Origin of the sequence: Nocardioides sp. YIM 152588 (assembly GCF_040191335.1) — a bacterium.
Classification (GTDB): domain Bacteria; phylum Actinomycetota; class Actinomycetes; order Propionibacteriales; family Nocardioidaceae; genus Nocardioides.
The window spans coordinates 27,045-41,392 of the sequence record NZ_JBEGDJ010000023.1 but is presented as its reverse complement, the minus strand read 5'-3'; the positions used below and the strand labels follow the sequence as shown (position 1 = coordinate 41,392).

The window sequence follows — 14,348 nt, the reverse complement described above, 5'->3', positions numbered from 1 at the left end:
TCAGCAGGGAGTAGAACGTGTTCTCGTTCTCAACTGAATCTAACCGCCGGACCGCGTTTTGGTAACGTATGGCCGCAAGAGCCCCGGTCTTGCCGGGGCTGTTTGCTTGTCAGGACAACCCGAACCCAACAAAGTGGTGCGTTGAGCAGCCGGCTCGCCGACGGCGGGACGGAGGGACTCCGTCCGGAGTGAAGGAGCGAGCAGATGCCCGCGATCGTGATCGTCGGTGCCCAGTGGGGCGACGAAGGCAAGGGGAAGGCGACCGACCACCTCGGCAGCGAGGTCGACTACGTCGTCAAGTTCAACGGCGGCAACAACGCCGGCCACACCGTCGTCATCGGCGAGGAGAAGTACGCGCTCCACCTGCTGCCGAGCGGCATCCTCACGCCGGGCACGACACCGGTGATCGGCAACGGCGTCGTCGTCGACATCGACGTCCTCTTCCACGAGATCGAGGGACTCGAGTCCCGCGGCATCGACACCAGCCGCCTGAAGCTCAGCGCCAACGCGCACGTCATCGCCGACTACAACCGCACCCTGGACAAGGTCGCCGAGCGCTTCCTCGGCAGCCGCAAGATCGGCACCACCGGCCGCGGCATCGGTCCCACCTACGCGGACAAGATGAACCGGATCGGCATCCGGGTGCAGGACCTCTTCGACGAGAAGATCCTGCGCGCCAAGGTCGAGGGGGCGCTCGAGCTCAAGGGCCAGGTCCTCACCAAGATCTACAATCGCCGCGCGCCCGAGGTCGAGCAGACCGTCGAGGAGCTGCTGGCGCACGCGGACCGGCTGGCGCCGTACGTCTGCGACACCGGGCTGCTGCTCGGCCAGGCCCTCGACCGCGACGAGGTCGTGCTGCTCGAGGCCGGCCAGGCGACGCTGCTCGACGTCGACCACGGCACCTACCCGTTCGTGACCTCGTCCAGCGCCACCTCGGGCGGCGCCTGCACGGGCTCCGGCATCCCGCCGACCCGGATCGACCAGGTGATCGCGATCGCCAAGGCCTACACCACCCGCGTCGGCGAGGGTCCGTTCCCGACCGAGCTCGAGGACGAGAACGGCGAGTTCCTGCGCAAGGCGGGCTGGGAGTACGGCACCACCACCGGCCGCCCGCGCCGCTGCGGCTGGTTCGACACCGTGATCACCCGCTACGCCAACCGCGTCAACGGCGTCACCGACTTCGTGCTCACCAAGCTCGACACGCTGACCGGCCTGGAGCGGCTCCCGGTCTGCGTCGCGTACGACGTCAACGGCGTGCGCCACGACGAGATGCCGGTCAACCAGACCGACTTCCACCACGCCACCCCGATCTACGAGTACCTGCCGGGCTGGACCGAGGACATCTCGGGTGCCCGCGACTTCTCCGAGCTGCCGAAGGCCGCGAAGGAGTACGTCGAGTTCGCCGAGGAGCAGTCCGGCGCCCGGATCTCCGTGATCGGCGTGGGACCGGAGCGGGAGCAGGCGATCGTGCGGCACCCGCTGCGCTGAGATCGGCTAGTCCCTGACGAAAAGCACCCCGGTTGTCCGCATCCGCGTGCTTTTCGTCAGGGACTATCGCCCCTGACGGCCGCTCCCATCGCCCCTGACAGCCACCCCGCCGCCAGCCGGTAGCCTGTCGCGCGTGGCGCGCAAGAGGGTCGACCTGCGACGGGAAGAGATCATCGAGGCGATGATCGAGCAGATGCGCTCGCGCGGGATCGCGGAGACGCGGGTGGTCGACGTGGCCAAGGCGCTCGACGTGAGCACCGGGCTGATCTTCTACCACTTCGACACCAAGGAGGCGCTGCTTCTCGCGGCGTTCCCGCGGGCGATGGAGCGCGACCTGGAGGACCTCGACCGGATCGTGGCGCGGCGCTCGACCGCGATGCGGCGGTTGAAGGCGCTGATCAAGCTCTACGGCCCGGACGGCGACGCCGAGGGGTGGCGGCTCTGGATCGACGGCTGGGGCAACTCCCTGCGCGACGACTCGCTCGCCAAGTCGATCCAGCAGATCGACGACCGGTGGCGCACCGCGGTCCGCACGCTGATCGAGCAGGGCGTCGAGGCGGGCGAGTTCACCTGCGCCGACCCGGTGGCGACGGCCGCCCGGATCACGGCGATCCTGGACGGGCTGGCCGTCCAGAAGGTGGTGCGCCGCGACACGCTGACCAAGGCGACGTACGACTCCTGGGTGGAGCAGCTGCTCCAGGCCGAGCTCGTCGCCGTCTGACCCGGATGGATCGGGCTCAGCGGATGAGGCCGACCCTTGCGCGGCGCGGGCCCTCGCGGGACCGTTGGCACTGACCCTGGTCCCGCGAGCCGAGGAACGAGCATGAGCGCCACCACCGTCACCGCCCGCGAGGCCGCGGAGGTCGCGGCCGCCAACGACTCCGGTCGTCCGCCGGTGGTCTTCGTGCACGGCCTGTGGCTGCTGGCCGGCAGCTGGGACCGCTGGCGGGCCCGCTACGAGGAGCGCGGCTACGCGACGGTCGCCGTCGACTGGCCCGGCGACCAGACCGACGTCGCGAGCGCCCGCGTGTACGCCGACGCGCTGGCCAACACGTCGGTGACCGACGTGGCCGACCACGTCGCCGAGGTGGTCGCCGGCCTCGACCGGGCACCGGTGCTGGTGGGCCACTCCTTCGGCGGCCTGCTGGTGCAGATGGTGGCCGGCCGCGGCGTCGCCGCCGGCGCCGTCGCGATCGACCCAGCGCCGAGCCAGGGCGTGCTGCCGCTCCCGCTGTCCACGCTCAAGTCGTCGCTGCCGGTGCTGGGGAACCCGCTCAACATCAAGCGCACGGTGCTGCTGACCTACGAGGAGTTCCGCTACGGGTTCGCCAACGCGGTGGAGCCCGACGAGGCGCGGGCGCTGTACGACGAGTTCCACGTGCCCGCGCCGGCCCGACCGCTCTTCGAGGCCGCCTCGGCCAACCTCAACCCGTGGGCGGTGACCAAGGTGGACAAGAAGAACCCCGCCCGCGGCCCGCTGCTGGTGGTCACGGGGGAGAAGGACCACATCGTCCCGTTCGCCCTGAGCAACGCCGCCTACCAGCAGCAGAAGAAGAACCCCCACCACGTCACCGAGCTGATCGAGATCCCGCACGTCGGGCACTCCCTGGTGATCGACCGCCACTGGAGCGAGGTGGCCGACTGCACGCTGGGCTTCCTGGAGCGGGTCGGGCTCGGGGCGGACGGTGCGGACGGTGCGGACGGCGCCGACGGTGTGGACCAGGACGGGGATGCCACCGCCTGACCGCCTAGGCTCAGGCCCCGTGAGCACCCCGATCACCTGCCTCGTCGTCGGCACCGGCGGGCGCGAGCACGCGCTGGCCCTCGCCCTCTCCCGCGACCCCGGCGTCGCCGCCGTGCACGCCGCCCCCGGCAACCCCGGGATCGGCGCCTTCGCGACGCTGCACGAGGTGGACCCGATGGACGGTCCGGCCGTCGCGGCGCTGGCCGCGGAGATCGGCGTCGACCTGGTCGTGGTCGGCCCCGAGGCGCCGCTGGTCGCCGGCGTCGCCGACGCGGTGCGGGATCGCGGGATCGCGGTCTTCGGCCCGTCCGCGGCCGCCGCGCGGCTCGAGGGGTCCAAGGCGTTCTCCAAGGAGGTCATGGCCGCCGCCGGCGTGCCGACCGCCGGCTCGCGCACCTGCACCACGCCCGAGGAGGCGGCCGCCGCCCTGGACGAGTTCGGGGCGCCGTACGTCGTCAAGGACGATGCCCTGGCCGCCGGCAAGGGCGTCGTGGTGACCCGCGACCGGGCCGAGGCGCTGGCGCACGCGGAGGCGTGCGGCCGGGTGGTCATCGAGGAGTTCCTGGAGGGCCCCGAGGTCTCGCTGTTCGCGGTCTGCGACGGGTCGCGCGCCTACCCGCTGCAGCCCGCCCAGGACTTCAAGCGGATCTTCGACGGCGGACGCGGCCCCAACACCGGCGGCATGGGCTCGTACTCGCCGCTCACCTGGGCGCAGGACGACCTGGCGTCGGTGGTGATGTCCTCGGTGGTCCAGCCGACGCTGGACGAGATGGACCGCCGCGGCGCCCCGTTCGTCGGCTGCCTGTACGTCGGCCTGGCGCTGACCGCGGCCGGCCCGCGCGTCATCGAGTTCAACTGCCGCTTCGGCGACCCCGACATCCAGCCGGTGCTGGCGCTGATCGAGAGCGGCGTCGGCGGCCTGCTGCACGCCGCCGCCACCGGGCGGCTCGGCGAGGTCGAGGCTCCGCGGTTCCGCGACGGCGCCTCGGTGACCGTCGTGCTGGCCTCGGCCGGCTACCCGGAGTCGTCGTCCAAGGGCGACGTGATCGCCGGCGTCGGCGCCGCCAACGGGGTCGAGGACGTCGACGTGATCCACGCGGGCACCGCGCTGGCGTCCGTGGACGGTGAGGACCGGCTGGTGACGGCCGGCGGCCGGGTGCTGGCGGTCCGCGCGGTCGGGTACGACGTCGCCGACGCCCGCGCCCGTGCCTACGCAGCGGCCGACCTGATCTCCTTCGACGGCCTGCAGCGTCGTACCGACATCGCGGCGGAGCCGCTCGGGGTGATCGAGGGCGCCTCGGTCCTCGAGGACTGAGACCTCCGGTGGAGGGGTGGGCGCTGCCGCCGGTCGTGCGCACGCCGCGGCTGCTGCTGCCGGTGTGGGACGCGGCGACGGTGCGCGCGCTGCGCGGCGGGGAGCGGCTGCCCAAGTGGCACCCGGAGTTCCCGCGCCCCGACGACGTCGACGCGGTGGCGCTGTGGCGCGAGGACGACCCGTGGTCCGCGCGGTCGATCGTGTGGGCCGAGACCGGCCACGTCGTCGGGTCGATCGGCTTCTTCGGCGGGCCCGTCGCTGCGGCGGACGGGGTGCTCGAGGTCGAGGTCGGGTACGGCGTCGTGCCGCGCGGCCGCGGGCGCGGGATCGGCACCGAGGCGCTCGGCGGGCTGCTGGCCGCGGTCGACGCGGTGGAAGCTGGGCCGGTGCGGGTGCGGGCGAGCGTCGCACCGGCCAACGCCGCGAGCCTCAAGGTGCTGGCGCGGCACGGGTTCACCGGGCTGCGCGGGACGACCGAGGACGGCGAGCTGGTGATGGTGCGGCCGGTCGGGGCGGGGCTGTAACACGCTGTCCGCGGCGCTGGTGGGTCGTCGGCGGATGTAACACGCTGTCCGCGGGTGTGGCCGGTCGTCGGCGCATGTAACACGCTGTCCGCCGATCTGGTCGGTCGTCCGCGTCGGTTCGAGCCCGTCGCGACGGGCTCGAACCGACGCGGACAGCCGGGCAGTACACGCAACCGCGTGTTACATCGGCCGACGGCCGACCAGCCCGTGCAACCGCGTGTTACATGTCCCGCCAGCCGATCGGCCCACCGGATCGGCCCCACCGATCGGGCCCCTCGCCCCGACCCGTGGGAGAATCGAGGACCGTGACGGTCCCCAATGTCCTCGCCACCCGCTACGCCGCCGCCGACCTGGCCCGGATCTGGTCCCCCGAGCACAAGATCGTGCTCGAGCGCCAGCTCTGGATCGCCGTGCTGAAGGCTCAGAAGGACCTCGGCATCGACGTCCCCGACGGCGTGGTCGAGGCCTACGAGGCGGTCGTCGAGAAGGTCGACCTCGACTCGATCGCCGCCCGCGAGCGGATCACCCGGCACGACGTGAAGGCGCGGATCGAGGAGTTCTCCGACCTCGCCGGCCACGAGCACATCCACAAGGGGATGACCTCCCGCGACCTGACCGAGAACGTCGAGCAGCTCCAGGTCCGCCAGTCGCTGGCGCTGCTCCGCGACCGCGGCGTCGCGACGCTGGCCCGGCTCGGCGCCCTCGCGGCCGACCACGAGGCGACCGTGATGGCCGGGCGCAGCCACAACGTCGCGGCCCAGGCGACCACGCTGGGCAAGCGGTTCGCGACCGCCGCCGACGAGCTGATGATCGGGCTGGAGCGGGTCGAGGACCTGCTCGCCCGCTACCCGCTGCGCGGCATCAAGGGGCCGATGGGCACCGCCCAGGACATGCTGGACCTGCTCGGCGGCGACGCCGACAAGCTGGCCGACCTCGAGCAGCGCGTCGCCGCGCACCTCGGCTTCGAGCGGGTGCTGACCAGCGTCGGCCAGGTCTACCCGCGCAGCCTCGACTTCGACGTCCTCTCCGCGCTCGTCCAGCTGATCGCGGCGCCGTCGAACCTGGCGACCACGATCCGGCTGATGGCGGGCAACGAGATCGTCACCGAGGGCTTCAAGGAGGGCCAGGTCGGCTCCTCGGCGATGCCGCACAAGATGAACACCCGCTCCTGCGAGCGCGTCAACGGCCTGGCGGTGGTCACCCGCGGCTACCTCAGCATGGTCGGCGAGCTGGCCGGCGACCAGTGGAACGAGGGCGACGTCTCCTGCTCCGTCGTACGGCGGGTGGCGCTGCCCGACGCGTTCTTCGCCGTCGACGGCCTGTTCCAGACCTTCCTCACCGTGCTCGACGAGTTCGGTGCGTTCCCGGCGGTCATCCAGCGCGAGCTGGACCGCTACCTGCCCTACCTGGCCACCACCAAGGTGCTGATGGCCGCGGTGCGCAACGGCGTGGGCCGGGAGAGCGCCCACGAGGCGATCAAGGAGGCGGCGGTCGGCACCGCGCTGGCGATGCGCCAGGGCCAGGCCGAGAACGACGTCTTCGCCAAGCTGGCCGCCGACGAGCGCCTCGGGCTGACGCCCGACCAGCTGGACAGCCTGGTGGCGGAGCCGATCACCTTCACGGGCGCCGCGGTCGCGCAGACCCAGGAGGTCTGCCGCCAGGTCGCCGGCTGGGTCGAGCGGCACCCGGCCGCGGCGGCGTACGCGCCCGGCGAGATCCTCTGACCGCCCCCTGAGCCGATGGCGCGGATCACGCTCGACCTTTCGGTCGACGTCGAGCGCGCCGCGGCGTACCTGAGCGACCCGGCGAACCGGCCGGAGTGGCAGTCGAGCCTGCGCGCGGTCGCCGACCTCGTCCCGGGCCCCGACGGCCCGGACGGCGTGGGCACGGCGTGGACCGACGTCACGGTCGTCCCGGGGGTCCGGCCGCGGATGCGGACGACCCGCGCCGACACCGCCGACACCGCCGACACCGGCGACAGCGGCGGCGCCACCCGCCACTGGGCCGAGGCCGGCGACTTCGGGCCGTTCCGCGCCACGCTCGCGCTCGCCCTCACGAAGTCCGCCTCGGGCACCCGCGTCGAGGCGGACTTCGAGGTGCACGGCGCCGGTCTGGGCCGCCTGCTCACCGCGCTCGCCGTTCCCGCCGTTCGGAGCGATCTGCGGCGTGCCGCGGCCCGGTTGGCGACGCGCAGATAACGATTTCTTAGTTTTTGTTCGGTTTTTCTCTGGGACTGCTGCCAACCAGTGTGATGCGCATTACATTGCGGGACGTTCCTGTGGGACGCGTCACATTGGAGGGCTCGCGTGCTGGCCGTACAGAACCTGGAAGTCGTGTACGACGACGTCGTACTGGCGCTGCGTGGCGTCAGCATGGAGGTGCCGGACGGGAAGATCGTCGCCCTGCTGGGTGCGAACGGTGGCGGGAAGTCGACGCTGCTCCGCGCGCTGAGCGGGTTGCTGGACGTCCACGACGGCGAGATCCGCAAGGGGTCGGTGACGCTCGACGGTGACTCCGTCGGACAGCTGCGGCCCTCGGCGCTCGCCCGGCGCGGCATCAAGCACGTGCTCGAGGGCCGGCGGGTCTTCAAGGAGCTCAGCGTCGAGGAGAACCTGCGCGTCGGCGCCTACGCCGACCGCCGGAACCTGAAGGCCAACATGGAGCGGGTCTACGGCCTGTTCCCGGTGCTCCGCGACCGCCGCGACGGCCAGGCCGGCCTGCTCTCGGGCGGCGAGCAGCAGATGCTCGCCATCGGCCGGGCGCTGATGTCCGACCCGCGCTACCTGCTGCTCGACGAGCCCTCGCTGGGCCTCGCCCCCAAGGTGGTCGACCAGATCCGCGACATCGTCGTCGAGATCAACTCCCAGGGCACCGGGATCCTGCTGGTGGAGCAGAACGCCTCGATGGCGCTGGCGATCGCCGACCACGGCTACGTGCTGGAGAACGGCCGGATCGTGATGGACCGCGAGGCCGCGAAGCTCCGCGACGACGCCGACATCCGCGAGTTCTACCTCGGCCTGGGCGCCGAGGGCGAGGCCGCCAAGTCCTTCCGCAGCGTCAAGCACTACCGGCGGCGGAAGCGGTGGGCCGCGTGAGCGCCGCGATGCGCAGCGAGACCGACGCCACCAGCGACGAGACGAGCGACGAGATGAGCAACCCGACGAGCACCGGCGCCACCGCCCGACCGGTGCTGGAGTTCGAGGACGTGCACCTCGCCTTCGGCGCGGTCAAGGCCGTCAACGGTGTCAGCTTCACCGTCGGCGAGGGCGAGCTGTTCGCCGTGATCGGGCCGAACGGCGCCGGCAAGACGAGCATCTTCAACGTGCTCTCCGGGGTGTACCGGCCGCAGAGCGGCCGGGTGGCGCTGAACGGCACCGACATCCTCGGCATGAAGCCGCCGGCGATCGCCCGCCTCGGCATGGCCCGCACGTTCCAGAACATCGAGCTGTTCTCGAACCTGACCGTGCTCGACAACCTGATGCTCGGCCGCCACCAGCACATCCGCTACGGCACCCTGGCCGCCATCGCCTGGCTGGGCCGGGCGCGCTCGGAGGAGCTGCGGCACCGCAAGCGGGTCGAGGAGATCGTCGACTTCCTCGAGCTCGAGCAGTGGCGCAAGCTCCCGGTCGGGATGCTGCCGTACGGCGTGCAGAAGCGCGTCGAGCTGGGCCGGGCGCTGGCGATGGAGCCGCGGCTGCTGCTGCTCGACGAGCCGGTGGCCGGCATGAACCTCGAGGAGACCGAGGACATGGCCCGCTACATCCTCGACATCCGCGAGGAGCTGAAGATCCCGATGATCATGGTCGAGCACGACATGGGCCTGGTCATGGACATCGCGGACCGGGTGATGGTGGTCGACTTCGGCACCCCGGTCGCGACCGGCGTGCCCGCCGTGATCCAGAAGGACCCCGAGGTGATCCGCGCCTACCTCGGCGGCGACGGCAGCGACGAGGGCGGCGACAGCCCCGAGGACACCACCGACGACGAGGAGGCGCTCGCATGACCACCCGCACCCTGGTCACCCGGATCCGCGACCGCGCGCACAGCCGCCCCACGGGCGTGGCGATGCGCGAGAAGCGGCTCGGCATCTGGCAGGAGATCACCTGGTCGGAGTACTGGGAGTCGATCCTCGACGTCGGTCACGCGCTGCTGGCGCTCGGGGTCGAGCCCGGCGACCGGGTCGCGGTCCAGAGCGAGAACCGGCCCGAGTGGCTGATCCTCGACATGGCCTGCGTCGCCGTCCGCGGCGCCACCGTCGGCCTCTACCCGACCAACCCGTCCGCCGAGACCGAGTACATGCTCGGCCACAGCGGCGCCTGCGTGCACCTGGCCGAGGACCAGGAGCAGGTGGACAAGGTGCTCGAGGTCGACGACCTGCCCGACCTGCGCCGGATCGTGTACGTCGAGCCGCGCGGGCTGCGCGACTACGACGACCCGCGGCTGATGTCGTGGGAGCGGCTGCTGGAGATCGGTCGCGAGCACCGCACCGAGCACCCGGGGGCCGTGGAGGCGCTGGTCGAGGCGGCCCAGCCGGACGAGGTGATCACGCTCGTCTACACCTCCGGCACCACCGGCCCGCCCAAGGGCGCGATGCTCACCCACCGCAACGCCGAGTTCGCGCTGGAGACGGTGCTGGAGAACAGCCCGTTCGCGGACCCGCCGCCGAGCCCGAAGGACCTGACGCTGTCGTACCTGCCGCTGTGCCACGTGGCCGAGCGGGTGCTGACGTCCTGGTACAACGCCGGCGCCGGGACCCAGGTCAACTTCGCCGAGTCGATCGAGACCGTGCCGCAGAACCTGCACGAGATCCAGCCGACCCTCTTCTTCGCGGTCCCGCGGATCTGGGAGAAGCTGCTGGCCACGGCGCGGATCAAGCTCGACTCCGCGACCCCGCTCAAGCGGCGCTACGCCCACTTCTGGCTGAAGCGGGCCGACTCCCTCGGCACCACGCTGGCGGCCAACGGCGGGCAGCACACGCTGTCCACCCGGCTCCGGTACGCCGTCGGCTGGGTGCTCTTCTACCGCGCGCTGCGCGACCGGCTCGGCCTGCGCCGGGTGCGGCACGCGAGCAGCGGCGCCGCCCCGATCGCGCCCGAGGTGCTCAAGTTCTTCATGGGCATCGGCGTCCCGATGCACGAGGTGTACGGGATGACCGAGAACACCGCGATCGCCACCGCCAACCGGCCCGGCCGCGTCCGGCTCGGCACGGTGGGGGAGGCCCACAACGGCATCGAGCTGAAGCTCGACGAGGGCACCGGGGAGATCCTGACCCGCCACGACGCGGTCTTCGCGGGGTACTGGAAGGACCCCGAGGCGACCGCGCGGACGGTCACGCCGGAGGGCTGGCTGCACACCGGCGACGTCGGCGAGTGGGTCGAGGGCACGCACCTGCGGATCACCGACCGGATGAAGGACATCATCATCACCGCGGGCGGCAAGAACGTGGCGCCGTCGGAGATCGAGAACGCGCTCAAGGCGTCGCCGTACATCAAGGAGGCGGTCGTCATCGGCGACGGCCGCAAGTACCTGACCGCGCTGATCGGCATCGAGCTCGACACCGTCGGCGACTGGGCGCAGCAGCGGCGGATCGGCTTCACCACCTACCGCGACCTCACCGAGAAGCCCGAGGTGATCGAGCTGGTCCAGGGCGTGGTCGACGAGGTCAACACCCGCTTCAACCGGGTCGAGCAGCTCAAGCGGTTCGCGCTGCTGCCGAAGGAGCTCGACCACGAGGACGGCGAGCTGACCGCGACGCAGAAGGTCAAGCGCTCCGCCATCGATGCGATGTTCCACGACCTGGTCGAGTCGATGTACCTCGGAGGTGCCGCATGAACGAGTTCCTCGAGGCCGTCGCCGGGGGTGCGGGGCGCGGCGCCGTCTACGCCCTGCTCGCCCTGGGCTTCGTGATCATCTACAAGGCGATGCGGGTGATCAGCTTCGCCCAGCCCGCCTTCATGTTCGCCGGCGCGGTGCTGGTCTCCTACCTGTCGCCGTCGATCGGGTTCTGGCCCGCCGTGATCGTCGGCGCGATCGCCATCGCCGGCGTCGCGCTGATCGTGGAGCGGGTCGCGATCCGGCCGATGGTCGGCAAGCAGGTCTTCGTGATCGCGATCATCACCATCGGCATCGACGTCATCGTCCGGGTGGTCGCGGGCGCCTTCATCGGCCGCGACCCGCGGCAGGTCGGCGACCCCTGGGGCCTGAAGACGGTCGACGTCTTCGGCCTGACCATCGAGCAGCGCGACATCGCCGCGGTGGTGGTGACCGCGGTGCTGGTCACGGCGCTCTTCGCGTTCTTCCAGTGGACGCCGATCGGCCTGGCGATGCGTGCCTCGGCCCTGGACCAGGAGGCCGCGATGGCGCAGGGCGTCAGCGTCGGCACGGTCTTCGCGGTGTCCTGGGGCCTGGCCGGGGCGCTGGCCGCGATCGCCGGCGTCTTCGCCGCTGCGGGCCGGCAGATGGACCAGAACCTGTGGCTGGTCGCGCTGGCCGCGCTGCCGGTGATCATCCTCGGCGGGCTCGACTCGCTCGGCGGAGCGGTCCTCGGCGGCCTCATCATCGGCGTCACGCAGCAGATCGTCGTGACCTACCACCGGGACTGGTTCCCGAACCTGGACACGAACCTCGGGTCGATCACGCCCTACCTGGTGATGGTGCTGGTGCTCCTGGTCAGACCGTACGGACTCTTCGGCACCAAGGAGGTGGAGCGGGTATGAGCACCCTGCAGACCCAACGGACGCGCTGGGGCCGTCCCGAGCTCTACACCAGCTACGGCCAGGACATGGCGCTGCTGAACACCCGCTCCAAGATGGTGGGCGTCGGCGTCATCCTGCTCGTCGCCGCGCTGCTGCCGTTCAGCGTCTCCGACGACCTGCTGGTCATCCTGGGCAGCGGCCTGGTGCTGGCGATCGGGGCGCTCGGGCTGAACCTGCTGACCGGCTACGCCGGCCAGGTCTCGCTCGGCCACGCCTTCTTCGTCGGCATCGGCGCCTACACGGCGGCCGCGCTGGCCGGCGACCCCGACGGGCGCTACCTGGGCTTCGGCGTCGACTCGACGCTCGTGTGGCTGCTCGGCGCGGGCATCGTCGCCGCGCTCTTCGGGGCGCTGGTCGCGCCGCTGGCGATCCGGCTGCGCGGCCTCTACCTGGCCGTGGTCACCCTGGGCCTGGTCTTCATCGGCCAGTACGTCTTCTTCGAGTGGACCGAGCTGACCGGCGGCCAGGGCGTCGGCCGCCGGGCCGCCGAGCCCTCGCTGCTCGGCATCGACTTCGCGGTCGACAACGGGTTCAAGGGCGGCTACACCGACGAGCAGAAGCTCTACTGGCTGTTCCTCGTGATCCTGGTCGTGGCGGCGGTGGCCGCGCGCAACATCGCCCGCTCCCGCGTGGGCCGCGCCTTCGCGGCGATCCGGGACCGCGACGTCGCAGCGGGCGTGATGGGCGTCGGGCTGACCCGCTACAAGCTGGTCGCCTTCACGCTCTCCTCGTTCTACGCCGGGATCGCCGGGGCGCTGATGTTCACCGTCAGCGGCCACATCTCGCCGGAGTCGTTCAGCCTGCTGATGTCGGTGCAGTTCATCGCGATCGTGCTCATCGGCGGCGTGGCCACGGTGAGCGGCACCATCATGGGTGCGCTGCTGATCGCGATGCTGCCGCGGATCGCCAGCGAGCTGCCGGCGTACCTGCCGTTCCTGTCCAGCTCGGCCAGCGAGCACCCCAACATCTTCGAGTTCGAGCAGGTCGCCTACGGCGTGCTGATCGTCGCCTTCCTGCTCTTCGAGCCCCGCGGACTCTTCGGCATCTGGCACCGCGTCCGCACCTATTGGAAGAGCTTCCCCTTCTCCTACTGAGACGGGGTCGACCCACACAAGGAAAACCAGGAGGAACCGTGATCCGAAGGTCGAGAAGTCTGGGCGTGCTCGCAACCGCCCTGACCGTGACCCTGGCCGTCTCCGGATGCGGCCGTGACGACGACACCGAGGCGGGATCCGCGCCCGGCGTCACCGACGAGGCGTGTCCGGACGCCGTCGACGACAGCAAGGGCTGCATCTACCTCGGGACCCTCACCGACCTCACTGGTGTCTTCAAGGGGGTCGGCGAGCCGTTCACCGCCGGGCAGAAGGCGTTCTGGGACGGCATCAACGCGGACGGCGGCGTCGGCGACTACGAGGTCAACGTGACCGAGTACGTCAAGGACACCGGCTACGACCCGGAGGAGCACGCCAAGCTCTTCAACGAGATCAAGGACGACGTGCTCGCGGTCGCGCAGTCGCTGGGCACGGCCCAGACGAACGCGATCCTCGAGGACGCCACCAACGAGTCGATCCTGGTCGGCCCGGCCTCCCTCGGCTCCAACTGGATCTGGGAGGACACCGCGATCGAGGTCGGCACCAGCTACTGCGCCGAGGCGATGAACGTCGTCGACTACGCGGCCGACCAGGGTGCGAAGTCGATCGCGGCGGTCCACTTCCCCGGCGACTACGGCGACGACGCGATGGTCGGCGCCCGGATCGCGGCGGAGGAGCGCGGCCTGAAGTTCACCGACATCACCACCGGCACGGTGGACGGCGGCGACGACCAGACCGCCGCGGTCGGCGCGCTGCTCAAGGCTAAGCCGGACTTCGTCATCATCTCCACCGGCCCCCTCGAGGTCGCCACCGTCATCGGCGGCGCGGCCCAGCAGGGCTTCACCGGCCAGTTCGTCGGCTCGATCCCGACGTGGAACACCGCGATCGTGGACTCCCCGGCGGGGCCGGCGATCGAGGCGCTCTACATGCAGGCCACCTCGTTCCCGACCTGGAACGCCGACACCCCCGGCCAGGAGAAGATGCGCGAGTCCGCGGGGGACATGGCGCCCAACGACTGGTACGCGATCGGCTACGGCAGTGGCTACGTGATGAAGGCGATCCTGGAGAAGGCGATCGACGACGACGCCCTGACCCGCGAGGGCATGGTGGAGACCGCGAACAGCCTGACCGGCATCGACAGCGAGGGCACCCTGCCCGACGGCACCGGCAACTGGGCCGGCGACCCGAACGAGGACGCCGTGCGCGTCACCCAGCTCAACGCCGTCGACCCGAAGGCCGATGACAAGGTCAAGGTCGCCGTGGAGGCCTTCACCGGCCCGACCGCGGAGGCCTACGAGTTCACCGAGCCCTGCTACCTGATGAAGTGACCCGCTTCTGACGACTGCACCAGCGCGACCGAGCGGCCCGCCACGACGACGTGGCGGGCCGCTCTGGCGTGTGTCGTCTGTGCCGATTGGGGCGGAAGTTACT

Annotated in this window: 13 protein-coding genes; all 13 read left to right on the top strand. The window is 71.2% G+C overall.

The features are described 5' to 3' along the window. Positions 1-204: 204 nt before the first annotated feature. The 13 genes from ABLM29_RS12770 to ABLM29_RS12710 all read left to right on the top strand — a co-directional run bounded on the left by ABLM29_RS12770 (position 205) and on the right by ABLM29_RS12710 (position 14,245). On the top strand, positions 205-1,488 hold the full coding sequence (locus ABLM29_RS12770; RefSeq protein WP_349714496.1) for an adenylosuccinate synthase: 1,284 nt from the start codon (positions 205-207) through the stop codon (positions 1,486-1,488). 133 nt (positions 1,489-1,621) lie between these two features. Further along, positions 1,622-2,209, top strand: a complete 588-nt coding sequence (locus ABLM29_RS12765; protein WP_349714495.1) for a TetR/AcrR family transcriptional regulator — start codon at positions 1,622-1,624, stop codon at positions 2,207-2,209. Positions 2,210-2,311: 102 nt separating this feature from the next. Then, positions 2,312-3,232, top strand: a complete 921-nt coding sequence (locus tag ABLM29_RS12760) for an alpha/beta hydrolase (RefSeq protein ID WP_349714494.1) — start codon at positions 2,312-2,314, stop codon at positions 3,230-3,232. A gap of 31 nt (positions 3,233-3,263) precedes the next feature. Next, on the top strand, positions 3,264-4,547 hold the full coding sequence (gene purD / locus ABLM29_RS12755; RefSeq protein WP_349714514.1) for a phosphoribosylamine--glycine ligase: 1,284 nt from the start codon (positions 3,264-3,266) through the stop codon (positions 4,545-4,547). A gap of 8 nt (positions 4,548-4,555) precedes the next feature. Beyond that, positions 4,556-5,071 (top strand): GNAT family N-acetyltransferase, encoded by a 516-nt coding sequence (locus ABLM29_RS12750; RefSeq protein WP_349714493.1) that lies wholly within the window; start codon positions 4,556-4,558, stop codon positions 5,069-5,071. Positions 5,072-5,376: 305 nt separating this feature from the next. Beyond that, positions 5,377-6,795 carry an adenylosuccinate lyase gene (gene purB / locus ABLM29_RS12745; protein WP_349714492.1) on the top strand — a complete coding sequence of 473 codons (1,419 nt, stop codon included), beginning with the start codon at positions 5,377-5,379 and terminating at the stop codon, positions 6,793-6,795. A 15-nt stretch (positions 6,796-6,810) separates the two neighbouring features. Further along, a complete protein-coding gene (locus ABLM29_RS12740) occupies positions 6,811-7,269 on the top strand; it encodes an SRPBCC family protein (RefSeq protein WP_349714491.1) in 459 nt (152 codons plus the stop codon). A gap of 108 nt (positions 7,270-7,377) precedes the next feature. Continuing rightward, positions 7,378-8,166: an ABC transporter ATP-binding protein gene (locus ABLM29_RS12735; RefSeq protein ID WP_349714490.1), complete on the top strand. Its 789-nt coding sequence runs from the start codon at positions 7,378-7,380 to the stop codon at positions 8,164-8,166. Continuing rightward, positions 8,163-9,074: an ABC transporter ATP-binding protein gene (locus ABLM29_RS12730; RefSeq protein ID WP_349714489.1), complete on the top strand. Its 912-nt coding sequence runs from the start codon at positions 8,163-8,165 to the stop codon at positions 9,072-9,074. Before ABLM29_RS12735 ends, ABLM29_RS12730 begins: the two co-directional genes overlap by 4 nt. Continuing rightward, positions 9,071-10,903, top strand: coding sequence for an AMP-dependent synthetase/ligase (locus ABLM29_RS12725; protein WP_349714488.1), 1,833 nt, complete (start codon positions 9,071-9,073; stop codon positions 10,901-10,903). Before ABLM29_RS12730 ends, ABLM29_RS12725 begins: the two co-directional genes overlap by 4 nt. After that, the gene (locus ABLM29_RS12720; protein ID WP_349714487.1) at positions 10,900-11,787 is read left to right on the top strand and encodes a branched-chain amino acid ABC transporter permease; all 888 of its coding nucleotides are present in this window, start codon (positions 10,900-10,902) and stop codon (positions 11,785-11,787) included. Before ABLM29_RS12725 ends, ABLM29_RS12720 begins: the two co-directional genes overlap by 4 nt. After that, positions 11,784-12,920, top strand: coding sequence for a branched-chain amino acid ABC transporter permease (locus ABLM29_RS12715; RefSeq protein WP_349714486.1), 1,137 nt, complete (start codon positions 11,784-11,786; stop codon positions 12,918-12,920). Before ABLM29_RS12720 ends, ABLM29_RS12715 begins: the two co-directional genes overlap by 4 nt. Positions 12,921-12,985: 65 nt before the next feature. Beyond that, on the top strand, positions 12,986-14,245 hold the full coding sequence (locus ABLM29_RS12710; RefSeq protein ID WP_349714485.1) for an ABC transporter substrate-binding protein: 1,260 nt from the start codon (positions 12,986-12,988) through the stop codon (positions 14,243-14,245). Positions 14,246-14,348: the final 103 nt, after the last annotated feature.